Source organism: Pedobacter agri PB92 (assembly GCF_000258495.1).
GTDB classification, from domain to species: domain Bacteria; phylum Bacteroidota; class Bacteroidia; order Sphingobacteriales; family Sphingobacteriaceae; genus Pedobacter; species Pedobacter agri.
In genome coordinates this window covers 1-24,260 of the sequence record NZ_AJLG01000071.1, presented here as the reverse complement: position 1 = coordinate 24,260, position 24,260 = coordinate 1, and the positions used below count along the sequence as shown (strand labels likewise).

General features: G+C 37.4%; 24 protein-coding genes and 1 pseudogene. 8 read left to right on the top strand and 17 right to left on the bottom strand.

Translation table 11 applies throughout. The features are described 5' to 3' along the window. From ON09_RS11960 to mutL, 4 genes and pseudogenes are all read right to left on the bottom strand, one after another. Positions 1-389, bottom strand: a pseudogene (locus ON09_RS11960) (endonuclease/exonuclease/phosphatase family protein); the annotation flags it as partial. Then, positions 389-1,243, bottom strand: coding sequence for a rhomboid family intramembrane serine protease (locus ON09_RS11955; protein ID WP_010601305.1), 855 nt, complete (start codon positions 1,241-1,243; stop codon positions 389-391). The gene ON09_RS11955 and the pseudogene ON09_RS11960, both read right to left, overlap by 1 nt. Then, entirely contained in the window at positions 1,236-1,940 is a 705-nt protein-coding gene (locus tag ON09_RS11950; protein ID WP_010601304.1) for a rhomboid family intramembrane serine protease, read from the bottom strand. The genes ON09_RS11955 and ON09_RS11950 overlap by 8 nt, the downstream gene beginning before the upstream one ends. Before the next feature lie 82 nt (positions 1,941-2,022). After that, a complete protein-coding gene (gene mutL / locus ON09_RS11945) occupies positions 2,023-3,858 on the bottom strand; it encodes a DNA mismatch repair endonuclease MutL (RefSeq protein WP_010601303.1) in 1,836 nt (611 codons plus the stop codon). A gap of 329 nt (positions 3,859-4,187) precedes the next feature. Between mutL and ON09_RS11940 the strand changes: the two genes are divergently transcribed. Together ON09_RS11940 and ON09_RS11935 are read left to right on the top strand one after the other, a co-directional pair. Beyond that, positions 4,188-5,822 carry an amidohydrolase gene (locus ON09_RS11940; RefSeq protein WP_010601302.1) on the top strand — a complete coding sequence of 545 codons (1,635 nt, stop codon included), beginning with the start codon at positions 4,188-4,190 and terminating at the stop codon, positions 5,820-5,822. Next, positions 5,809-7,626, top strand: coding sequence for a serine hydrolase domain-containing protein (locus ON09_RS11935; protein WP_157258941.1), 1,818 nt, complete (start codon positions 5,809-5,811; stop codon positions 7,624-7,626). Before ON09_RS11940 ends, ON09_RS11935 begins: the two co-directional genes overlap by 14 nt. A gap of 99 nt (positions 7,627-7,725) precedes the next feature. Here ON09_RS11935 and ON09_RS11930 read toward each other — a convergent pair whose 3' ends face one another. The 5 genes from ON09_RS11930 to ON09_RS11910 form a co-directional block, all read right to left on the bottom strand. Then, positions 7,726-8,328 carry a tetratricopeptide repeat protein gene (locus ON09_RS11930; RefSeq protein ID WP_157258940.1) on the bottom strand — a complete coding sequence of 201 codons (603 nt, stop codon included), beginning with the start codon at positions 8,326-8,328 and terminating at the stop codon, positions 7,726-7,728. 90 nt (positions 8,329-8,418) lie between these two features. Beyond that, complete coding sequence (locus ON09_RS11925) at positions 8,419-9,138, bottom strand: sterol desaturase family protein (RefSeq protein ID WP_010601299.1); 720 nt, start codon at positions 9,136-9,138, stop codon at positions 8,419-8,421. Between the two features lie 67 nt (positions 9,139-9,205). Then, entirely contained in the window at positions 9,206-9,799 is a 594-nt protein-coding gene (locus ON09_RS11920) for a Crp/Fnr family transcriptional regulator (protein WP_010601298.1), read from the bottom strand. Positions 9,800-9,812: 13 nt separating this feature from the next. Beyond that, the gene (locus ON09_RS11915) at positions 9,813-10,655 is read right to left on the bottom strand and encodes a DUF6929 family protein (protein ID WP_010601297.1); all 843 of its coding nucleotides are present in this window, start codon (positions 10,653-10,655) and stop codon (positions 9,813-9,815) included. Positions 10,656-10,764: 109 nt separating this feature from the next. Beyond that, positions 10,765-11,727, bottom strand: coding sequence for an isopenicillin N synthase family dioxygenase (locus tag ON09_RS11910; RefSeq protein WP_010601296.1), 963 nt, complete (start codon positions 11,725-11,727; stop codon positions 10,765-10,767). A gap of 241 nt (positions 11,728-11,968) precedes the next feature. On the opposite strand from ON09_RS11910, the gene msrA reads away from it, so the two are divergent. The 5 genes from msrA to ON09_RS11885 all read left to right on the top strand — a co-directional run bounded on the left by msrA (position 11,969) and on the right by ON09_RS11885 (position 17,634). After that, positions 11,969-12,568: a peptide-methionine (S)-S-oxide reductase MsrA gene (gene msrA / locus ON09_RS11905; RefSeq protein WP_039842302.1), complete on the top strand. Its 600-nt coding sequence runs from the start codon at positions 11,969-11,971 to the stop codon at positions 12,566-12,568. A gap of 398 nt (positions 12,569-12,966) precedes the next feature. Beyond that, positions 12,967-14,427, top strand: a complete 1,461-nt coding sequence (cysS, locus tag ON09_RS11900) for a cysteine--tRNA ligase (RefSeq protein WP_010601294.1) — start codon at positions 12,967-12,969, stop codon at positions 14,425-14,427. A gap of 182 nt (positions 14,428-14,609) precedes the next feature. Further along, a complete protein-coding gene (locus ON09_RS11895) occupies positions 14,610-15,590 on the top strand; it encodes a M28 family peptidase (RefSeq protein WP_010601293.1) in 981 nt (326 codons plus the stop codon). 81 nt (positions 15,591-15,671) lie between these two features. Further along, entirely contained in the window at positions 15,672-16,529 is an 858-nt protein-coding gene (locus ON09_RS11890) for a nuclear transport factor 2 family protein (protein WP_010601292.1), read from the top strand. A 220-nt stretch (positions 16,530-16,749) separates the two neighbouring features. Then, positions 16,750-17,634 carry a glycerophosphodiester phosphodiesterase family protein gene (locus ON09_RS11885; protein ID WP_202947147.1) on the top strand — a complete coding sequence of 295 codons (885 nt, stop codon included), beginning with the start codon at positions 16,750-16,752 and terminating at the stop codon, positions 17,632-17,634. 105 nt (positions 17,635-17,739) lie between these two features. On the opposite strand, the gene ON09_RS11880 is transcribed toward ON09_RS11885, so the two are convergent. The 8 genes from ON09_RS11880 to ON09_RS11845 form a co-directional block, all read right to left on the bottom strand. Next, positions 17,740-17,982, bottom strand: coding sequence for a hypothetical protein (locus ON09_RS11880; protein WP_010601290.1), 243 nt, complete (start codon positions 17,980-17,982; stop codon positions 17,740-17,742). Positions 17,983-18,052: 70 nt separating this feature from the next. Beyond that, positions 18,053-18,541 (bottom strand): hypothetical protein, encoded by a 489-nt coding sequence (locus ON09_RS25415; RefSeq protein WP_010601289.1) that lies wholly within the window; start codon positions 18,539-18,541, stop codon positions 18,053-18,055. 56 nt (positions 18,542-18,597) lie between these two features. Further along, positions 18,598-19,176 carry a YdeI/OmpD-associated family protein gene (locus ON09_RS11870; protein ID WP_010601288.1) on the bottom strand — a complete coding sequence of 193 codons (579 nt, stop codon included), beginning with the start codon at positions 19,174-19,176 and terminating at the stop codon, positions 18,598-18,600. A gap of 6 nt (positions 19,177-19,182) precedes the next feature. Next, entirely contained in the window at positions 19,183-19,635 is a 453-nt protein-coding gene (locus ON09_RS11865) for a DUF1569 domain-containing protein (protein ID WP_029204297.1), read from the bottom strand. A gap of 74 nt (positions 19,636-19,709) precedes the next feature. Further along, a complete protein-coding gene (locus ON09_RS11860) occupies positions 19,710-20,399 on the bottom strand; it encodes a helix-turn-helix transcriptional regulator (protein WP_010601286.1) in 690 nt (229 codons plus the stop codon). A gap of 61 nt (positions 20,400-20,460) precedes the next feature. Further along, entirely contained in the window at positions 20,461-21,423 is a 963-nt protein-coding gene (locus ON09_RS11855) for an AAA family ATPase (RefSeq protein ID WP_010601285.1), read from the bottom strand. 5 nt (positions 21,424-21,428) lie between these two features. Continuing rightward, on the bottom strand, positions 21,429-22,796 hold the full coding sequence (locus ON09_RS11850; protein WP_010601284.1) for a peptidylprolyl isomerase: 1,368 nt from the start codon (positions 22,794-22,796) through the stop codon (positions 21,429-21,431). A gap of 50 nt (positions 22,797-22,846) precedes the next feature. Then, complete coding sequence (locus ON09_RS11845) at positions 22,847-23,443, bottom strand: hypothetical protein (protein ID WP_010601283.1); 597 nt, start codon at positions 23,441-23,443, stop codon at positions 22,847-22,849. 95 nt (positions 23,444-23,538) lie between these two features. On the opposite strand from ON09_RS11845, the gene ON09_RS11840 reads away from it, so the two are divergent. Continuing rightward, positions 23,539-24,192: a hypothetical protein gene (locus tag ON09_RS11840; protein WP_010601282.1), complete on the top strand. Its 654-nt coding sequence runs from the start codon at positions 23,539-23,541 to the stop codon at positions 24,190-24,192. Positions 24,193-24,260 lie beyond the last annotated feature (68 nt).

Sequence of the window (24,260 nt, the reverse complement as noted above, 5' to 3'; positions counted from 1 at the left end):
ATTTTTTCTTTCACCGATTCATCGTTTTCACCACCATAAAGCTTAAAGGTGTGCACATTGTAAGTCATCATTCTTACACTACCTTCCACCTTTTCGGGGCCACCTTTATCACCGCCAAAAGCGAAAGTGGCCTTAAATGTTCTTAACCCAATAGCGATAACTACGATACTAGTCAAAGCGAAAAGCCATTTTTTGCTGATGCACCACCAGGCGATAAACACAACATGAAAAAATAATACATAGGGATAAGCTAATCCAAAGAAAGCAATAATAGCATGTTTGCGTGGGTCCATATTGCCTGCAACTGTACCAAGTATTAATGCTATAGCCAATAGAATTGCAATTGGTAATAAGAGTTTATCCAAGAAATTGTATTTCTTTTTTGCCATTAATCTTTACTTGCTTTAAAAAGTTTTTCCTTTTCAGTTGCCGATAATTTATCATAACCTGAGGAAGATATCTTATCTAAGATGGCATCAATCTCCTGCTGAGATACACTATTAAATACAGGCTTTTTCGGCGCAGGTTGTTCATTTCTTACCACTTTCAGCTTTGGTTTCCGCTCGAAGATACCGCTCCAGTCGTTACCTCTTTGTAAGCTTTTGATAAAGATAAATCCTAATAATGCACCGCCAATGTGTGCCAAATTTCCTCCGGCATTTGCAGATGACAAGCCTAAAAATGAAATGAGAAAATAAGCAATGGCCACCCATTTAATTTTTACTTCGCCAAATAACAGCAATACAATACTGTAGTTAGGTACTAATGTAGCCGTTGCCACAATGATTGCCATTACGGCTGCCGATGAACCGATTACAGTTTGACCAATTAAACCACCATTGAAAACCGGTATGAGATTTAAGCCAGCAATATAAATAAGCGCACCAACTAAACCTCCGGTTAGGTAAACAAAATGAAATTGGCGGCTCTTTAAAAAATTCATAAAAATATTGCCAAACCAAAATAGTCCCAGCATATTAAATAATAAATGCAAAAAGCCTTCGTGGAAAAACATGTACGTAATTACGGTGTAAAAACGCGTTGGTAATGATTCAATTCTGGCAGGTACACCAAAATAGTTCCTTACCCAATCACTCATGCTAAAATCTGTTTTCCCTAAAAAGAGAATGACAGCAATAATAGAGGTTACTAAAAAAATGATCACATTTAACCCGATATATAAAAACAGCGGATTACCTGATTGAAAAATTTTAAATTTTAAATCTCTAACCGTATTATTCATAGTAAGTATAAAAGTTTGTGTTTTTATCCTTCCAGATTTTAACTAAAATAAAGCCAATTAATGCACCACCCAAGTGAGCGTAATGCGCAATGGAGTCTCCTTCAAAACGACCAACACCTAAAAATAGCTCAACTAAAATATAAAATGGAATAATATATTTAGCCTTTACCGGAACGGGAATAAACATAATGTAAAGTTCGGCATTTGGGTATAACATACCAAAAGCCACCAGCAAACCAAATACCGCTCCTGATGCTCCAAGCATTCCGCCACCATAAATCTGCCCAATGGTTTGGTAATCGGCCTGGCTTTTAATTTGGTTCTGCCAACCTTCAAACAAAGTGAACTGACCGATAATTTGTTGTACTTCAAAGGCCTGTACCGCCCACTGAAGCAATAAGGCGCCTAAACCAGTAATCAGATAAAATATTAGAAATTTTTTGCCACCCCAACGGGTTTCCAATAAACTTCCAAAAGAATAAAGGGCAAACATGTTGAAAAAGATATGTGCAATACCACCATGCATAAACATATAGGTTAGCACCTGCCAGCCACCAAATTTTGGAGAATCAAAGTAGTAAACCGCCAGCATATTTTCCAAATCAATGGTCGATCTTAGAAAATATGTAGCCACGAAAAACAAGATGTTAATAATCAGTAGGTTTTTAACTATTGGTGGGATATAGATGTTGTTCATTTAATTTTTGTTGTCTGTAATCAGGTTTTTATTCCTCGTTATTTGCTCCTTACGCCTTGCTCCTTACTCTTTGCTCCTTACGCTACTTCTCAAACTTCTTATCCAATTCTCCTAAAGTAATGGTTTGAATAATCGGTTTCCCACTTACACTAAAATTTGGTGTTTTGCAGGCGAAAAGTTCATCAATTAAAGTATTCATTTCTTCCTGTGCTAAAGCAGTTCCTGCTTTTATCGCACTGTTTTTGGCCAGTGTTCTGGCTAAACTATCACGCTTAGTTAACTTCAGTTCTTGCTGAGAGTTTTTAAAACCCTCAATTAATTGTTCAAATAACTGTGTTTCGTTGATATTGCTACTGCCCAGATCAACCGGAACACCTTCTACTACCAATGTGTTTTTTCCAAATTCACGAACATCAAAACCTAAACTTTTTATATCATCCAGTAAACTTTTAGCCAGTTCAAAATCATTGGCATTTAGGGTAATGGTTTGTGGAAATAAGCTTTGTTGCGATGCGCCTTTGCGATCATCTAAATGTACGAGAAATCGCTCATAAAGAATACGTTCATGTGCCATTTGTTGATCAATAACCATTAAACCCGATTTAATTTGCGAAACGATGTAGCGATTGTGCAACTGCATATATTGCTTCTGTTTCGTTTCCAAAATAGGCTCGTCGGCATAAAACGTCGTTTGTTCTACAACCGGTTGCTCCACTATCTCATACAATGAACCCCAGTTTTTTGCGCTCGGTTTGGCCTCATAATTTCGTGGTGATGAAGCATAACCCGAACTTGAACTGCTATCGTTCGCAAATGGATTAAAATCAGGATTAAAATTGATACTAGGTGGAACGATATCTTCAACTGCTTTTTGCGTGATCATATTGCTAAAGCCCGTTTCCTGATCAAAATCTAAAGTAGGCGAAATATTATACCGACCAATAGAACGTTTTACCGCAGATTTCATGATTGCATAGATAGATTTCTCATCTAAATATTTAATTTCTGTTTTGGTTGGATGAACGTTTACATCAATTTTGGAAGGGTCAATTTCGATGAATAGCACATAAAGCGGATAACTGTCATCGGGCAAAAGATCTTCGAAAGCTGAACTTACCGCATGGTTGAGGTAGGGGTCTTTAATGAAACGATTGTTTACAAAAAAGAATTGTTCACCTCGTGTTTTCTTCGCGAAAGCTGGTTTACCAATATATCCTTTTAGGTTAATAATGGTAGTTTCTTCTTCAACTGGCACCAAGCGTTCGTTGTAATTGTTGCCAAAAAGATGCACAATACGTTGTTTTAAATTACCTTTCGGAAGGTTGAAAATCTCGGTACCATCATGATGCAAACTAAAAAATACACCCGGATGAGCCAAAGCAACCCGCTGGAATTCATCGATAATATGACGCATTTCTACCGGGTTGCTTTTTAAAAAGTTCCGGCGGGCAGGCGTGTTAAAAAAGAGGTTTTTAATGGCAATCTGTGTGCCTGCTGGCGTAGCAACAGGTTCCTGAGCCGTTACCATGGCTCCTTCAATTGAAATGCAGGTTCCAATTTCATCTTCATGCCTGCGGGTTTTCATCTCTACCTGCGAAATTGCGGCGATGGAAGCCATGGCTTCACCACGAAAACCCATGGTGCGGATGGCAAACAAATCTTCTGCTTTCTTTACTTTTGATGTTGCATGGCGTTCAAAGCACATTCTGGCATCGGTAACACTCATTCCACAGCCATTGTCTATAATCTGAATCAATGCTTTTCCGGCATCCTTTATTACCAGTTGAATTTTATCTGCGCCCGCATCAATTGAATTTTCGAGCAGTTCTTTTACTGCAGAAGCAGGTCGTTGAACAACTTCTCCGGCGGCAATTTGATTGGCAACAGCATCAGGCAATAAGTGAATAATATCAGTCATGTATTAGGGCAAAGTGAATTCGCTAAATTATGTAAAATAAGCTTAAGGATGTCGATTTGTTTAAAACTCAACATGTAAATGACTTGAGGATTTTGCCGGAAGTTGGCAGCCAGAAGTTTGCAACGGTGATGCAATCTCACTTGTTAACCCAGTTTTATTACTTACATAAAAGTTTAATACGATAGGAAATTTGAACAACCACAAAATTTCCGGCAGGAACAAAGTGTTACGCTTATCTGGTTGATTCCGTATTATCCTGTAGAAACAGTGCGGGTAAGTCATCTTGATTTTACAATAGCAAATGATTTCAATTTTCTATCTTTAACAGTATGAAATCCCTTTTATACATCCCATTGTTTGTTGCTTTATTTACCTCCTGCGTCAAAAAAGAACAAGCCGACCTAATTGTTTACAATGCAGTTGTTTACACTGTTAACAATAGCTTCGATACCGTTGAGGCCTTCGCCGTAAAGAATGGAAAGATTTTGGCTACAGGGTCATCAAAAGATATTCAGACAAAATATCAAGCCAAAGATGAAATTAATGCTGAAGGGAAGTCAGTTTATCCGGGGTTCATTGATGCACATGCGCACTTTTTTGGTTACGGGCAAAGCTTGCAAGCTGCAGATTTACGGGATACCAAATCCTGGGAGGAGATTTTAGAAAGATTAGCCGTATTTGCTAAAACAAATCCTGATGGCTGGTTAATTGGCAACGGCTGGGATCAAAACGATTGGGAGAATAAAGCCTTCCCTACAAATGAAAAGTTAACCGAACTTTTTCCTAACCGACCGGTGTTACTAAACAGAATTGATGGTCATGCTGCTGTAGTGAATCAAAAAGCTTTTGATGCTGCAGGAATAAAAGGCGAGCAAGAACTCATTGGTGGAGATATGCTTACCCAAAACGGGAAACTAACAGGGGTTTTAATTGATAATGCTGTGGGGTTGGTCGATAGTAAAATTCCATCACCTGATGGTAAGTTGGCAGAGAAAATTTTTACCGATGCGCAAACAAACTGCTTTGCTGCAGGATTAACCACGATTGATGATTGTGGTTTGCCTTTTCAAGCCGTTGATTTTATCGAAAAACTGCAAAAGGAAAACAAGTTGAAAATGCGTTTGTATGTAATGCTATCTGATGCGCCACAGAATTATGATTACCTGTTTAAACGCGGAGCGATAAAAACTGATCGTCTGAATGTACGCTCATTTAAGGTTTATGCCGATGGTGCATTAGGATCAAGGGGTGCTTGCTTGTTGCATCCTTATAGTGATATGCCAAATAAGAGCGGATTTCTATTAAGCACTCAAAAGCATTTTGAAGAAGTGGCCGAAAAAATTGCTGCACATCATTTTCAAATGTGTACCCATGCCATAGGCGATTCTGCTAATCGCGTAATGCTGAATATCTATAATAAAGTACTTAAAGGTAAAAATGATAAACGTTGGAGAATTGAACATGCACAGGTGGTGAACTCAAACGATTTTAACCTGTTTGGGAAAGCAAATGTAATCCCATCCGTACAACCCACTCATGCTACTTCGGATATGTATTGGGCCGGACAGCGATTGGGTGCCAGCCGCGTTAAAGATGCTTATGCTTATAAACAGTTGTTAAAGCAAAATGGCTGGATTCCGTTGGGGACTGATTTTCCGGTAGAAAACATTAATCCATTATTAACGTTTTATGCTGCGACAGTGAGAGCAGATGCAAAAGGTTTCCCTAAAGGCGGTTTTCAAATTGAAAATGCTTTGACACCTCAAGAGGCATTGAGGGGAATGACCATTTGGGCTGCAAAAGCTAATTTTGAAGAAAATGAAAAAGGTAGTTTAGAAATAGGAAAATTTGCCGATTTTGTGATCCTTGATCATGATATTTTGAAAGCAACACCTCAAAACATCTTAAAGACAAAAGTTTTAAAAACCTATTTGAACGGAGAAAAAGTATATGATGCGAAATAGATTATTTATTCTGGCAACGGCTAGTTTCTTTAATATTTTATGTTTAATGGCTTGTGCACAAGACCACGCAGCAAATGAAAAAAAACTATCGATAGCGAATAGTATTGCACAAACTACCATTTTGCTAAATAATCAGGATGCTATTATTCCATTAAAATCACTGGAGAAAAAAAACATAGCATCGGTTAGTTTAGGTTTTTCATATAGTTTGATCTTTGATAGTTTGGCCAATAAGTACGATCAAGTTACTCCGTTTTCTGCTACAATGTACAAAGACAGCGTGAATTTGAATAATCTGGAAGATGACTTAAAATATTACAATACAGTTTTGATTTCCATTGATGATCAAAATTCTAATAATGCAAAATACATCAACTTTATCAACAGTATATCTAAAACGAAAAAAGTAATCGTATCGCTTTTCGGCAATGGAACGGCATTAAAATCTTTCGATTTATTGCAGTCGCCGATTATTTGGACAGCTCAAAATACCGCTGATGCTGCAGCTATTGTTCCGCAATATATTTTTGGTGGTATTGCAGCTGAAAATAAATTAACCAAAGCTTTTTCAGCAAAATATACTGTCGGATCAGGTTTTACGACGACTAAAACACGTTTAAAATACACGGTTCCGGAAGATGCCGGGGTAAATTCAAACAGCTTAAAAGAAATTGATGCGATAGCCGCAGAAACCATCAGGGAAAAAGCAGCACCGGGTTTGGTGGTTTTGGTAGCCAAGGATGGCAAAGTCATTTTTAATAAAGCTTATGGTACACACACTTATGATGGCAATTTGCCTGATAAAGTAACTGATATTTTTGATCTGGCTTCGGTAACCAAGGTGACAGCCACTACACCTTCGGTAATGCGTTTATTCGAAGAAGGTAAGTTAAAATTGGATACAAACATTGGTGCTTACATTCCAAAAGCCCGAACCACACCCATGAACAATATCAATGTTCGAGAGGTGATGCTGCATCAGGCAGGATTTATTCCATATATCCCTTTTCACAACTATGTAAAAACAGGAGATTATAGTGTTGATTCTACAGCAGCTTTCCCTACTAAAGTTGCTGATGGCTATTATATCAAAAAAGATTTCTTTAAAGATTTTATGTGGCCTAAAATGCTTAATTCGCCTATCAAAACTCGGGGACAATATGTATATAGCGACATCAGCATGTATGTGATGAAAGATATTGTGGAGCATATTAGTGAAGAGCCGTTGAACCAATATACCTACGAGAATTTTTACAAGCCACTAGGGATGCAAACCGCAGGATTTTTGCCTCGGAACCGGTTCAGCAGAGATCAGATTATTCCAACCGAACAGGATACTTATTTCAGGAAAACACTTTTGGTAGGTTATGTTCATGATCAGGGTGCGGCACTTGCAGGTGGTATTTCTGGTCACGCCGGTTTATTCTCCAGTGCAAATGATTTAGCTATTATTTATCAGATGCTTTTAAATCGGGGTACTTATGGCGGTACGCAATATTTCAAGCCAGAAACGGTTGATATGTTTACCTCTAAACAATCGAATGTGAGCCGTCGTGGTTTGGGTTTCGATCGCTGGGATCCGGATAGCACCAAACATTATCCATCAAATTTAGCTTCGCCACAAACTTATGGACATACAGGCTATACCGGAACTTGCGTTTGGGTCGATCCATCAAGAGGTTTGGTTTATGTTTTCCTTTCCAATCGTGTAAATCCAGGTGTTAGCGAGAAATTGGGTAACTTAAAGATCAGGGGCAGAATTCAGGATGTGATTAATAAGGCAATCGACGAATCGAAGAAATAGTGTAGAATATATTTGTTGTTAGGTAACGTGGCGTCATTATGAGCGGAGCAATCTATTTAGCTTCGGGTTCGTTTCTTTATTCGTAATAATGAACTTTAATTACTCATCATCTAACAAGGTGATGCAATCGCCAGCAAGTTTTTTAATTCTAACATCAAAAGTTTTCAGCGCTTCATTGTTTTTTGAAGTTTGGTAGAGATAGGTAATGATGCCTTTGGTCGAATCATCTGGGTCGCAGGCGTAAGACTTTTCTAAATAGGCTGCGGTTTTGGTGGATAGCTTTTTATAGTCTTCTACCATTTTGCCATAAATTACCACACTCTTTGCATCAACTGCGGCATTCATTTTTTTAATCATCGCCTGACAATCTTTGAAATAGTGATTGCCTAGCGCAAGATAAGGCACATAATAACCAGGTGTCAATTTAATGCTCTTTTCATAATATGGAATCGCAAGATTCATCTGATCGGTTTCTTCATAAAGCCTTGCTAAGTGATAGTTCACACTTCCCGTTTGCTTCTGATTTAGTTCAGATGATCTTTTAATTAATGCTTCTGCTAAATTAATCGCTTTGCTTTTTTCACTGGCTTCCAATCTGATTTGCAGGAAATCCCAATAGAGATCTTTAATGTCTTGAGTTTGCGAGAAGCAGAATTGACAGACTGATAATATAAGGAAGAGCGTTAGGGAGCGTTTTTTCATGATTTAAATTTTGGCCGAAGATAACAATTATGCCGCTAGAATTTAAGCTCAGTTGGCAAAGATAGCAAGTGATAAAAAAGCGAAAGGGCATTATTTTTTGTGTACATCTTTAAATCTGATCATATCAAACAATCTTTGCTCTTTTTCATTATCAAATCCGCATGTGCTCTTGAATTCTTTAGGATTTTCATAAGTGCCAAATAACATATCCCACCAAACAATATCGCCGTAATTATTGCTGTGTTTTTCATATTGATGATGAATTCGATGCATCTCTGGTCGCTGGAAAATATAGCCAATCCATTGGGGCGTCTTCACATTGGTGTGATAGAAAAATTCACCTAATGCTGTGCATAAAGTATAAATTGCTCCAGCTTCAGGATTTAATCCTAACAATGTGTAAACCAACAGACTTCCAATAATGGAATTTACAGTCATTTCCAAGGGATGTTTATAGAAAGATGTAATGACTTCCAAACGTTGCGGACTGTGATGAATTTGATGAAATCCTAACCATAAAAAATCTACCGTATGCCTCCACCGATGCCACCAGTAAAAAATGAATGTTGCAATAAAATAAGCAATAACTCCTCCGATCCAATTGGGCACAAATTGAGATAACTTAAATACAGACACAGAAGAGAACCATTTCTCCCAGGTGAAGCCTGCCAAAACCACAATGCTAAGTTGAATAAAATTAACACCCAAAACCCTGATGGTCCATGTAGAAACGTTTGGCAATTTCCAGCCGGGTTTAATTCTTTCAAGTAAAAAGCAAAATCCGAATACGATAAAAATGATGACTAACATAGATTGAAAATTTATTCATCAAATCTATGAGGAGTTGTTTGGCTGGCTTTTGACAAAAGTCAAAAAATCATTTTTGCTTTCTGATTCTGCTTAATGTTTCTTGAGAAATACCTAAATAAGAAGCAATATGTCCTAAAGACACCCTTTGAAAAAGCTGTGGGGTTCTTTCCAATAACTTATGGTATCGTTCTTTAGCGCTGAACATCCGCAATTCGTTCGCCTGGATTTCATTACGCATGTGATAAAATTCGGTTAATTTCCTTCCAGAAAAGTTGAATTCCATATATTTCAAGTATAATTCATCCAATCTATCTCTTTTTACAGCGATGAGTGTGCAATCTTCGAGGGTTTCGATGTATTCGAAACTAGGCTTGCCGGTGTAAAAGCTATAAACAGAGATCAAAAGCTCGTTTTCAAATAAAAACCAGGTATTTGTCTCTTTGCCATCCTTATCAAGATAAAATATTCGGGCTGCTCCTTTTAAAATAAAATAGATGGTATTACTCCGTTCGCCTGCATTTAGAAGCTTTACTTTTTTGGTAACTTTAATAACTTCGCTATTGGCGATGATGGCTGTTTGAATTTCTTCTTTTAACGGGTAGAGATTATTGAAAAGGCTGAATAGATTTTCGTAATCTGAAGCCGGCAAGTGATCAACCATAAAAAATTCGCTATTAAATTGACAATCCTATTTTGTAAATCACTGTTTTTAACTCCGCTGTATCCCGATCTTCACAGAGCAAAAATTCTACGCCCGAACTGGCTTTCTGGTATAATGAAATTCCCTCAAATTTATGCGATCCCGAAATTCTATGTGAAAAATTAAGTTTGAGCGATTTCAAATCAATACTGCCAATAAAACTTCCTAAAATTTCACCATCTGCATAAGTAGACTTAGTATCTTCTGCTGTCGAGATGAAAAATATGGCATCGTTCACCATTACGGCATCTGTAAATGTTGATTCAACATGATTAATATTGGGCAGTCTGATTGGCTTAAACTCAATATTTGTAGCTTCTGCCAGGTCTTCATCAAAAATACGGAAGGTTCCATTTTTGCCATCACTTCCATTTCCCCGGTTAAATAATACCCAATCTTTACCGGTGAAAACAGCTCCTTCAATATTTAGATTGTCATCATCGAGGTTTGCGATTGCCTTCATTTTACGATAAGTATCCGTTAAATCTTTGCTCACAATCCGCCCTGATTTTGGTTCAAGTTCAATTAATGAATTTCGTTTTGCGGTAGATCCTGAACCTAGAATATAAAACTGATTGGCATATTGGCAGACTACTTCAAAATCTGGCTTTTGTGCTTTAGAAATGTTTTCCAGGCCTTGAACTTTATCACCAGATAAAATCTGGATCTTTCTTAACTTATAGTCCTTTATATTGTATTCATTTAAAAATCCACTATTGTCGCCAATAATATAAAGTAAATTCGGCTGATAGATAATTCCTGAAGCAGAACCAATGCCTTGAATTTCTCTGAATATTTCCAAATGGACTGAATGCATAATTTAAAGTAACAAAAAAAGCATCGAATTAATCGATGCTGTTTATTTTTAGAATCTGAACTTTAGTCTCTAGACTCAGGGCTATTGACTTCGTCCGCCCGACTTCTAACTATTTTTTTAATCCAATTTCTCTTAATCTTTCGTCCAGATATTCACCCGCAGTCATATCGCTATAAGCTTTTGGATGATCGGCATCAATGGTTGATGGCAAACTTGTCAAATCCATATCGCTACGTGGATGCAGGAAAAACGGAACCGAAAAACGAGAGGTTTTCATCAGTTCACGAGGTGGGTTGACCACCCTGTGCGTAGTTGATTTTAACTTGTTGTTGGTTAAACGTTGCAACATATCGCCCACATTTACTACGATATCCGTATGATGTGCTTTTATAGGCAGCCACTCATTGCTGCGGGTTAACACTTCTAAACCATCAGCGCTTGCGCCAATTAAAAGTGTAATCAGGTTAATGTCTTCATGTGCACCTGCACGAACGGCATCATCAGGAATCAACTCCGGATTTTCAATAGGAAAATAGTGAATACCTCTTAAAATTGAATTTCCATTGTGTACATGTTTATCAAAATAATCAACAGGCAATTCCAGATAAGTTGCGATGGCTCGCAATAAATGCGTTCCGTTTTCCTGTAATTTTTTGTAGATGTCGCCTGTAACTTTGTTAAATTCTGGTAATTCTTCCAAAACTTCGTTGTCAGGGTACTCATCCTTCACAGGGTCGCCATCCGTAACCTCCTGGCCAATTTGCCAGAATTCTTTCAAATCGGGTGTTTTGGCACCTTTTGCAGTTTCTTTACCTGCACTGGTATAACCGCGTTGGCCAGCCAATTCAGGTTTTTCGTATTTCCGTTTGGTTTCTACAGGAAGTGAAAAAGCTGTCTTTATGTTTTCGTAAAGTTTATCAATTAATTCCTGACTTAAACCATGGTTCGTGATGGTAACAAAACCTGAATCGTTAAAGGCTCTGCCTAACTCATCAGAAAATTTTTTGCGTTCTTCTTCAGTTCCATTGATGTAAGAACCCAAATCCAAACAAGGAATATACGGTGTAGACATAATTTTATTTTTAATGTTGTACGAATTTAAAAAAGAATTGTTAATAAGTATGGATGAACAAAATATTATGGCTTTAAAAAATTAGTTAGCAGTAGTTTAAGTTATTAACATCAACAATTAAATTCACAAAATGTTAGGTTTGTCATCCAAAATCCATTATTATTCGGTTAGAAACTATGCAAGGTATATTTTCGTAGTATTAGTACAGAAAGCATTTTTTGCTTTAATAATCTACACACACATGAAACGAATAATTTTAATTTTATTATCTGTTCTGGCATTGAACCAGGCACAGGCACAAGGCAAAAAAACAGAAAAAGCAACTTTTGGTATGGGATGTTTCTGGTGTACAGAAGCCATTTTTCAAAGGCTAAAAGGTGTTACAGCAGTAAAGTCTGGTTATGAAGGCGGTCGTTTGGCCAATCCAACCTATGAGGAGGTTTGTACAGGCGCTACTGGTCATGCAGAAGTTTTGGAAATTTCGTACAACCCAATGGTAATTTCATATGATGAATTATTGGAAGTTTTTTGGAAAAGCCATGATCCCACCACTTTAAATCGGCAGGGTGCAGATTCAGGAACACAATACAGATCTGTTGTTTTTTATCATAATGCAGAACAAAAAGCTTTGGCTGATAAATACAAAGCAGCGCTGAATAAAAACAATGCTTTTGGAAAACCTGTAGTAACTGCTGTTGAAGCTGCAAAACCATTTTATGTAGCAGAAAACTATCATCAGAATTATTATTTAAAAAATGGTAGTGAGCCTTATTGCAGGGCAGTCATTTTACCGAAAATGCAAAAATTAGAGAAAATTTTTAAAGCAAAGCTGAAAAATTAATCCTTCAATTATGATGATAGTTAGTAAGATTTTATAATAATCAATTTTTCTATAAATTTTGTCACGGTGAGCTTGTCGAAACGACCTAGTAAGCTAATTTTAAAGGTCCTTCGACAGGCTCAGGATGACATCCGTAACTAATATAGCTAAGTATTTTATTGTTAATTTGAAGTTCAGTTAATTGCCGTACCCTTGTTTAATAAACCGTATTGAAGCGATATCCCCGATTCTTTCTTCATCGGGGATTTAGCGGAAAGACGGGCTGCATTTTCCGATTAGCATTACAGTAGCTTTCCAAAATTGCTTTTTTTGATTTAAGAATTGTCAATTATCCGATTGAGCAATGAAACAATGAAGCATTCCTGAAACTTTACGTTGGTAAATATTACATTTGCAGTATGAATACTGGCTTACAGCTTTACAATACGCTTTCACGTAAAAAAGAACTTTTCCAACCACTAAATGCCGCCCATGTGGGGATGTATGTTTGTGGTCCTACCGTATATAGCGATGTGCATTTAGGCAACTGTCGCACTTTTATTTCTTTCGATTTAATTTTTAGATACCTTAAATATTTAGATTACAAGGTGCGTTATGTGCGTAACATTACCGATGCCGGCCATTTGGAAGGTGATAGGGACGAAGGAGACGATAAGTTTGCAAAACGGGCAAAGTTAGAGCAGTTGGAGCCGATGGAAATTGTACAGAAATACACTTTAGGTTTTCATGATGTATTACGCATGTTTAATACTTTGCCACCGAGTATTGAACCCACCGCTACCGGACATATCATCGAGCAAATTGAGATGATTAAAGTGATTATTGCCAATGGTTATGGATATGAAGTAGGTGGGAATGTTTATTTCGATGTAGAAAAATACAGCAAAGAATATAATTATACCATCTTAACCAATCGCAACTTAGAAGATATGTTAAACAACACCCGTGAATTGGGTGGACAGGATGAAAAACGTGGTCGATTGGATTTTGCGCTTTGGATTAAAGCAAAACCTGAAACTTTGATGCAATGGCAATCGCCCTGGGGGATGGGTTTTCCAGGTTGGCATATCGAATGTTCGGCCATGAGTGCTAAATATCTGGGCGATGAATTTGATATTCATGGTGGCGGAATGGATTTGGCGGCTACGCACCATACCAATGAAATTGCTCAATCAGAAGCTTGCAGCCATAAACAGCCTGCCCGTTATTGGATGCATACGAACATGCTTACAGTAAACGGAACACGTATGTCGAAATCGGCAGGAAACGGTTTTCTTCCTTTAGAATTATTTACCGGTGCGCACCCGCTCTTGAGAAAGGGCTATAGCCCGATGACGGTTAAATTTTTCATGTTGCAGGCACATTACCGCAGTACTTTGGATTTTTCTAACGATGCGCTTGATGCTTCGGAAAAAGGTTTTCGGAGATTAATGGCGGCAGCCGGTTTACTGGATAAATTGACGGTTTCTGAACAAAGTGATTTTGATATTGATGCATTGAAAGAAAAATGTATTGCTGCCATGAATGACGATTTTAATAGTCCGATTTTAATAGCCGAACTATTTGAAGCGGTAAGGATTATCAATACGGTTTATGATGGCAAAGCAAAAATCTCTGCTGAATCATTAGAAAAATTGAAAGCATTAATCAATGATTTTGTTTTTGATATCCTCGGGTTAAAAGATGAGGATGCCGGCAGCAATGACCTGAACGGTGTTTTAGAAATGGTAATCGACTTGCGGACTGAGGCTAAGGCCAACAAAGATTATGCTACATCAGATAAAATTAGAATCGGCTTACAGGAATTGGGCATTCAATTGAAAGATAGTAAAGAAGGAACGACCTGGAGTAAGGTTTAGTCTGGTTTTTGAAGCGGACTTAAATGTTACCATCAATCATTTTTGAGTACTGATTGAATCATTCTTTTAAGGGGAACACGCCACTACAAAGTAAGGGATAATCTTCTGGTAAGCTAAGTCATTAAAGTTGTTGGCAGCGTTGCCACATTCCTTTATTATCTCTATAAGAACAAAATTTAACAATGAACAAAAAACTTTTATTCCTGTGCTTAATCTTATTAATAGGGTTTCAGGCTTGTAAAAATAAATCCAGTCAAACTACAGAAAATGAAGCAGATGCTGTTGTTAAATTAGTATCTCCAGATTTTAATTCCGATAGTGCTTATGCCTATGTAAAGGCTCAGGTTGATTTTGGTCCGCGAATTCCGGGTACAATTGCACATCAAAAGTGTGCTGATTATTTGGTTTCAAAATTGAAATCATTTGGTGCAGAGGTGAAAATTCAAGGAGAAAAAACCCAGACCTATGATGGGAAAACTTTTCAGCTTAAAAATATTTTAGCCAGTTTTAATCCTGAGAATAAAACCCGCGTGTTAATTAGTGCGCATTGGGATGCCCGTCCTTTCTCAGATCAGGATGCCGATCCAGCGAATCAAACAAAAGCATTCGATGCGGCAAACGATGGTGGGAGTGGGGTTGGAGTGATTTTAGAAATGGCTCGTCAGATCCAGCAAAAAGCTCCTAATGTGGGTATAGATTTTGTATTGTGGGATCTGGAAGATTATGGCAAATCGAATGACGAAACGCCTGACGAAACCACCTGGTGCTTAGGTTCACAGTTTTGGGCTAAGAATGCAATCGCAACCGGCTATAAAGCTGCTTATGGTATCAACCTTGATATGGTTGGCGGCGGAAATGCTCAATTTACGCAAGATGAAATTTCCCGTCAGTCGGCGCCAGAAGTTGTAAACCGTGTTTGGGATATTGGAAACGAAATTGGTTATTCTTCGTACTTCGTTCGTATTCCAAGTGGAAACGTTGTTGATGATCATTTCTGGATGAACAAAGCCGGGGTGCCGTCAATTGATATTCTGCACTATAATGATAACAGTGGCTTCTACATCAACTGGCATACGCAGCTGGATAACCTGGCCAATATTGATAAAAATACGTTGAAAGCAGTCGGACAAACCGTACTCGAAACCATCTACAGGGAAAAATAAAAATGTGTAATTGTTAATTACTTTTAAAAGCACAACCTTCAAAAAATTTTATATTCGCCAAACATATATCTATAACTCATAATGAAACAATTATTTTCTACTGCAATATTATCTCTTTTGGCCATTGGTGCATTCGCACAGAAGAATGATGGAACCACAAAATCACTGGTAAACGCAGAAAAAGATTTCGCAAAAGCTATTGCAAAAAATGGAGATAAAGAATCTTACCTTGAATATTCATTAGCAAGTGCTTTGGTTTTCAGACCGAATCCGGTAAATGTAAAAACTTTTTATAATGCACAAAGCAAAGGTGAAAACTCAGTAAGTTGGGAACCAAACCTGGCGAAAGTTTCTCGTAGTGGAGATTTGGGTTTCACTACTGGGCCTTACGCTCTTGATGGCGCAAAAAAAGAATACGGACAATACTTATCTATCTGGAAGGCAGAGAATGGTAAATGGAAATTGGCAATTGATGTTGCTACCTCAAGTAACAAACCTCTAGATAAAGTAACGCCAAAATTTGTAGAACCTAAAGATCATGTTGCGCCGAAATTCTTAAACGAAAAAGAACTTAAAGCAGGCAAAGACATTATTACCACCACTGAAAAAACGCTTAATACATTGCTTAAAACACATGGAATTGCCGCGTTTGGTGGTTTCTTAACTGAAGATGCCCGTTTATTGTTTCCTGGCAATGAAGCCATTAATGGTAAAGGAAAAATCATCTCGTTTTACAATGGAATGATTAGTAAAATTAACTTAAAAACTACTGGTGTAGATAAAGCAATTGGAAGTGATTTAGCTTATACCTACGGCGTAGCCACTATTGATTATAAAGCTGACTTACGCGAAAGCTTTAATTATGTTTTTGTTTACGAAAAAGCTGCTGATGCAAGCTGGAACTTAATTGTTCAGGCATTTGTACCTGCTGAAAGATAAATTAACAATGTGAATTAAAAAGGGCTCTCTGTAATAAGAAGCCCTTTTTTTATGTGCTTTATGATTGTATTGCAGGTCGGTTTTGTTTAGCCCCGATTGCAGCGAACACGAATCCCGATTTCTCGGGAGAGTAAAGCGAAAAGCGGGAACAAACTTTAAAATGAGCAAAGTTTTTGCGCTTCAAAAAATATAAGAATTAACCATTTTGCGTTTTATGTTTATGAATAAAAAATTACATATTTTACTCGTTTTACTGTTTATTATTTTTCAGGTTTCTGCCCAGAGGAAAAAGTTTGATATACAAGGAAAAGCCGGTGCCCGTGGCATAATGCCCGAAAATACCATTGAGGGAATGCTTAAGGCGTTAGATTTAGGGGTTACAACTTTAGAAATGGATGCCGTGATTTCGAAAGATAAGAAAGTGGTTTTGTCACAAGAGCCTTATTTTAACAATGAAATTTCATTAATGCCCAATGGAAAACCCATTTCTTTGAAAGACCAAAAGAAGTATAACATCTACAAAATGGATTATGACGAGGTTAAAAAGTTTGATGTGGGGAGTAAGGTTCATGGTCGTTTTCCAGGTCAGGTTAAATTTAAAGCTTACAAACCTTTGCTTGCAGAAACCATTGATGCAGCAGAGGCTTATGTAAAGGATAAAAGGCTACCAAAACCTGTTTATAGTATTGAAACTAAAACGATCAAGAATGGCGACAATGATTTTCACCCGGAACCTGCTGAATTTGTGGAGCTGATTATGGAAATTGTAAACGCAAAAAAGATTACTAAACGTGTAATTATCCAATCTTTTGATATGCGGACATTACAATATCTGCATGAAAAATATCCGAAGATACAGACTTCGCTGTTGATTGATGAGAAAGAGCCTTTTGAAGATTATATTGATAAATTAGGATTCAAACCGACAATTTATAGTCCATACTCGGTTTTAGTTGGAAAGGGATTGGTTGATCGCTGTCATGCGATGGGTATTAAAATCATCCCGTGGACGGTAAACAGCCTGAAGGATATTAAATACTTCATGAGTTTAGGTGTAGATGGTGTGATTACCGATTTCCCAAATTTAATGGGGCAATTAAAATAGCTACTTCAAACAAAAAGCGTTACAATGTTAGTTGTAACGCTTTAGTATTTTTTTCGACCTGTTGAAAACAATAAAATTTTCAACTTTGCACATTTAGCTTAATAATTAATGGTGCGATGATTCTGCTTCTTCAGCTTTTGAATGTGGTTTCTCTGTTTCGTGATGACCTGAACCTTCTGGTGCATGAACAAAGATTGGTCTAGTGAAAGCCACAAGAAGGATTAAAACAATAATCCAAGCTGTTAATGGTAATGCCCAAATGCCTTTTGTTTGCTGAACTGGTGCGTGTGAATCGTGAGCTGACATGTTAAATATTTTTGTTTTGAAATTATGCTTTGTAATTGCCATAAAGATAGCAACTATTTTAAAATTAACATATGGATTTGTGTACTTATTCCATAAACATAGGACTCTAACGCTAATCGCTGAATTGAATCAAGGCTTTTTCAATTTGGCGCCTGTGACGTAAAACATGAACAATCGCATGTTCCATCATTTGTTCTACATCGTATTGTTGGCCCCATCTGGTATTTATTTTTTTTGAAGAATCAAATTCTTCCAATTGAATATTCGGGTTTTGAACAAAGACATTTTCTGTATAGGCCATAGCTTCTTTTAGTCTCGAAATGTATTCATCTACATGTAGAAAAAGCATCCTTGGCGGTCGTTCAGTTTTTAAGCCAATAACATTTTCGATGTAAACGGCATAACTGAAAATGGATGATGTGACATGTGTTAAAATGGTTTGAATAGAAAGGCAATCTGGGTTTTCACTTTCAGGCGCAATAGTCTTCATGAGATGCGCAGGTGAAATCAGCTGAATAACTTCAATCAGTTCATTCGTTGCTTTGTGATACTCATCCATTAAAGCAGCGAATGCACCAGAAAGTTTATGATTGTCAGACATTGAGTAAATATAGATTTTTTACTTTTCGTTTTTGTTGTATTCAATCTTGGGCTAATCTAAAACTGTTTAGGTTTTAATTTTTGACTGGCAAGATCAACTACTTCCGCAATTCGTTTGGCTTTAGTTTCCGGTCGCTTGGCGAAAGCGATCCATTGCAGAATCGCTTTTCTGATGGATTTACTCAAGGTTAGAAAAAATGCCTTTGCTTCGGGTTGCCTGCTAAATTCAACTTCCAAATCATGTGGTATAACCAGTTCTTCCACATCATCTAGAATCGTCCATGAACCGTTCTCTTTCGCCCGGATAATACTTTCGTGGCCAGCTGTAGTCATCAATCCAGCCTCTATCAATTCCAAAACCTTCGCTTTATTAATTTTAGACCAGGTACTTCTAGGTTTTCTTTTGGTGAAAAACTGAATATACCTTTCATGATCTATTGATTTTCTAATGCCATCAATCCAGCCAAAGCATAAAGCTTCTTCAACCGCTTCGCTCCATGATATTGTTGGAATATTTGCACTCTTTTTATACTGCACAAGCCAGACCGCTTGCTTCGAAATGTGATGTTCGCTTAACCATAATCTCCACGCTTGTCGGCTTGCTGGATAGAAAGTTTCAATTTCTTCACTTATCATAGCTTTTTATGCATTGAATTGTCTCAAATGATGATCAAAATGTTTCCACTGCATGGTTGCCCATTCTGTTGGTGTAAGTTTACCAAAAAATGCGTGAATATTGGTCGTGCATTTTTCCGGGCCTCCCTCCGCAAATTGTTTAACTTGTTTAATCACTTTAGCTTTTTCCGCTTCAAAATCAGGATTTCCGGTAATGATATAAGTTTGGTCCGTAGCGGAATTTTTAGGGAAAGGTTTTTCGCCAAAAAAAGTTGGTTTTAATAATATACCAAAGAGCCTTGCTACTATTCCAACTCTTTCAGATGAAGTGATGCCCATCGCTGTTTCTAGTGATGCATTACAATGCGCCAGCATCTGATTAACATTCATTTTTCCCCACTGCTTTGTTGCATCCGGTGATAGTTTTTCCAGTCTGGATAGGATTTGAGCAGAATCGCCAGCATTAAATAAATTGTTCATTTTTTTAATTGATTTACGTTTATACTGCAAAGTTAAAACGCCCATTGACAGCCCTGTGTCAGGGGTGTAACCAATTAAGAAAATTTATCGAAAAATTGCTGCAAAGTGAGTGGGTGAGGACTGAATTTTTCGTTCATTAGCTGGAGTTTCTGGATGCGATCAAGACGAAAATATCTGAATTCTTTACGTAGACGGCACCACGCCACCAGCAGCCAGTTTTGAGTGCTTAGTAAAGCAAATGGTTCAATTAATCTGATGGACGATTTACCCGTTTCATTCACGTATTCTACTTCAACCAAAAGAAAATTCGTAAGGGCGAACTGTAAATCAGACAAGTTATTGCTGCTTCTTTCATTATTGAAGTTTTCCGCAAATCTCGTTCGCTCGGTAAGCAAATTGGCTTTATCTTTCTGACTATGCTTCAGCACCGCTTTTATTTTATCTATCGCTTCCGAATAATCTTTGATGAAAGAGGTGTCCTTATTTTTCAAAACCAATTGTTCGGCAAGAATAAGTGCATTGGCCTGGTTTTCGGTAAACATGATGGGCGGAATACGATATCCTTCCATTAATGAATATCCTTTGCCATCTTCCATTAAAATGGGTACGCCAGCCTTTTCCAGGGCTTTTATGTCTCGATAAATAGTTCGGATACTTACGCCAAATTTCGTTGCTAATTCTGGTGCAGTGAGAAGCCTTTTAGTTTGAAACTGCGTTACAATAGCAGTCAATCTGGAAAGGCGTTTGGTGTCGTGATCAAGCATTACCCAAATTTAGCTAAATGTGATCAATCTTATTTAATAAGAATAGCGGTTGAAGATGGAATTATAACAAATCTTTAATGATCTTTTCTATCGATAATCCTTCTGCTTCAGCACGGTAATTTCTAACGATACGGTGGCGAAGGATAGGTTCGGCAACTGCCTGCACATCTTCAATATCAGGCGCATATTTACCTGATATTGCAGCATGGCATTTTGCGCCTAACACCAGGAATTGTGAAGCTCTTGGCCCGGCACCCCAGCTGATGTATTTATTTACCGCATCTGTTGCAAACTCACTGTTCGGACGGGTCTTTGAGGCCAGTTTAACAGCATATTCTAAAACGTTATCTGTTACCGGAATATCACGAATCAGCTTTTGGAAAAACTGAATATCATCCGCATGAATAATTTTTTCCAGCTGAATGGTTTTGTTGCTTGTAGTGTTTTTTACAATATTCAATTCATCTGCAAATGCAGGATAATTTAATTGAATATTAAACATGAAACGATCCAATTGTGCTTCAGGTAAAGGATAAGTTCCTTCTTGCTCAATCGGATTTTGCGTAGCCAGAACGAAAAAAGGTTTTGGTAGCGTATGGGTTAATCCGGCTGCGGTAACCGATTTCTCTTGCATGGCCTCTAATAGTGCTGCTTGAGTTTTTGGAGGCGTACGGTTAATCTCATCAGCTAAAATAATGTTTGAAAAAACAGGCCCCTTGATAAACTTAAAGTGCCTGTCTTCTCCTAATATTTCCGCACCGATAATGTCACTCGGCATTAAATCGGGCGTAAATTGAATCCGGTTAAAATCTAAATCCAGAACCGAAGCAACAGTTTGAACGAGTAGTGTTTTTGCCAGCCCGGGTACGCCAACCAACAAACAATGTCCGTTGGAAAAAATGGCGATTAAAACGGATTTAATGATATCATCTTGCCCAACTACAACCTTACTAATTTCGGTTTTAATTTTATTAAAGGTAAGATGTAAGGCATCAACGGCTTCTACTTCGTTTTTATACTGCATTCGTATTATTTTGCGGCTGTGGCGGTTTTAGTCCAAATTTTTAATTCATCGCAGGTATTAAATTCGTCGTCAATTTTAATATAAGTGCTTTCACGACGTTTTTCAAACCATTCGCTTAAAGTACGATTAATTTTATCACTTTGTGCTGCGTCTCTGATTTTTGGAAAATCCTGAGCCATATTTGCTTTGTGTGGTGGTATTTTCGATTTTAAATAAAGCAAGCGATAACCTTGTTTACCATCAGCCGCAGTGTATAAATCAGGTTTAGAAATGCCGCCAATTTTCATGGTATCAATTACCAAAAATACAGATGGATCTAATTTATCAATTGGAATAAACGTGGTTCTGGCCTGAACATTCTCTGCGTTTAACATCATACCACCATTATATTTAGACTCTTTGTTATCTGAGTAAATGTTTGCTGCGGCAGCGAATGATAATTTGTTAGCAATTACTTTATTGTAAACACTATCAGCATGCAGCTTTAAACGCGTTAAACTTTCTGGTGTTGTTACGGGTCTGATTAAAATATGGCGGGCGTGAACCTGTTCACCACGACGTTCAATTACCTGAAGGATGTGGAATCCAAATTCAGTTTCAAATACAGGAGAAATCTCGCCAGCTTTAAGTTTAAATGCCCAGGCCGTAAATTCTTTAGCCATCATGCTTCTATCGAAGAAACCTAAATCTCCTCCATCTGCAGATGATCCCGGATCTTCCGAATAGGTTTTTGCTAAAACGCCGAAGTCATCACCACCCTTAATTCTCAATCGCAACGCTTCAATTTTATCGCGGAACCTTTGTTTCTCTGCTCTTGATAATTTCGGATCCAATATAATCTCCCCAACTTCAACTTCTGTGTTAAACTCAGGAATACTATCGCCTAATGATTTGAAGTATTTTTCAACTTCCATCGGCGTTACGTTAATGTTTTCTGTGATTTTAGCCTGCATTTTTTGAGCGATTAAACCATCTTTAATAGTTGGTCTCATCTCATCTTTATATTGCAAAACCGATTTGTTCAAAAACTGTTCTAGGCGTTCTTGTCCGCCGGCACGCTGCATCATCGAGCGCATACGTTTATCAACCTCATCATCAACCTGTCCGTCTTCAACCATTACAGAGTCGATTTCAGCTTGTTGTTTCAATAATTTTTGTGTTAAGGTATTTTGTAAAATTCTACACTTGATACTTTCATTAGGTGGGTTTCCCTGGTAAAGATATTGTGTGTATTCCTGGTTCAAATCAGAAAGCAGGATAATATTATTACCTACCACAGCAGCAACTTTATCAATGTTATGTTTTCCTGGCTGGGCATAACTGTTTAAAAATAAGCAAATTAATGCTGTTGCTACTAAAAAAAACTTCTTCATTCTATTTATTATATTTTGCAAATTTAATACTAATCTTTAATCAATGCACTTTACTGTTTGGCGAGTTTTCGTAACTCATTTTCATTGATTTTAATCTGGTGTTTTTGTCTAAGCCCGTTAAGCCAGCTTTCTTCAAGGGTTTGCTGATAATCTGCAATAACCTGACCTCTGATTTCACTTAAGGGTTTATTGTAGTTATTTTGGTTTTTATTGTAAAAATCATTTATCGCCTGCTCATCTTCTTGTGCCTTGTTCCAGATTTTTTGTTCTGATACATTAAACATCAATACACCTTCCCGGTATTCGTTAAGCAAAAAATCCTGATCTTTATGAGCAGTATTTGCCTTTTTATGGTGCATCAATGCCGTTTCATAAGTCTTTACCTCTTCCTGGTAAACTGGATTTTTATCCAAACCCATTTCTCTGGCATCTAACACCTTAAGTTTAAAGTTTATATAGAGATTTAAATAGTTCTGTAAATTGGCGTAATCAGCACTCACATTTCCATTATGACTCTTTTTGTATGCCCACAAAAATTCTTTTGCACTTATGGATTTTCCATTAATTACGGCTACGTTTTGAGCAAACGAGCAACCGAAAATAAAACTGAAAATTAAGAAGCAGTAAGCCTTTTTTAAGCAGAGCACTCTATAAATTTTAAAGGATAAAAGTAACAATTAGCGGCGCTATTATAAGATATTTAACTAATTTTAACAGAAATTATTATCCGGCAAAAATACGAATGGAAAACCAGGTTACCAACAATGCGAATGCTTTACGTTTATTTTTTACTGACGATGTTTTTTTAGTGAAAGATGAAACTGTTGAAATAGCGGCTGTTGATAGTAAAAATGCCGTTTCAGAGAACTTTTCAGCTGAAGATCATATAGTTCAGCAAAGTGCTTTACAACCAAAAGTTGAGTCAATCGTGGTTGAAAAACCTGAAGAAGAAACTAAAAGTTACGTTTCTAGTGTGGAAATTCCTCCTGTTGTAGCTGAACCCAAGACGCCTAAAAACTTTAAATATTTGGGTGGAAACAAAAAATCGGTTTTGATTTTGGTAAACGATCAGCTTAATGAGGTAAGTACCGAACAGGGAAGGGATTTGCTTAGAAAGATTGTGAAGGCGGTAGATCTTGGCACACCTGATTTTGCGATCGTAAATTATGCCCAATACCGGGGAACAGATTACCTGGAATTTCATGCGTTTTTCAAGCCGGTTACAATGCTTTCATTCGGGGTAGAAATCACTGATTTGAAATTAAATCTGGTTTGGCAGAATGAGATTATTAACCATGGCAATACAAAAATCATCTTTGCACCAAACCTGCACCAACTAGATAGCGATCTGACAGCGAAAAAGCTACTTTGGGCAAACCTGCAGAAAATTAAGTAGTTTATATCAAAATTTAGGCGCACGTATCTACATATATTTCATTTCCGACCATCCATCAGTGTGTACGT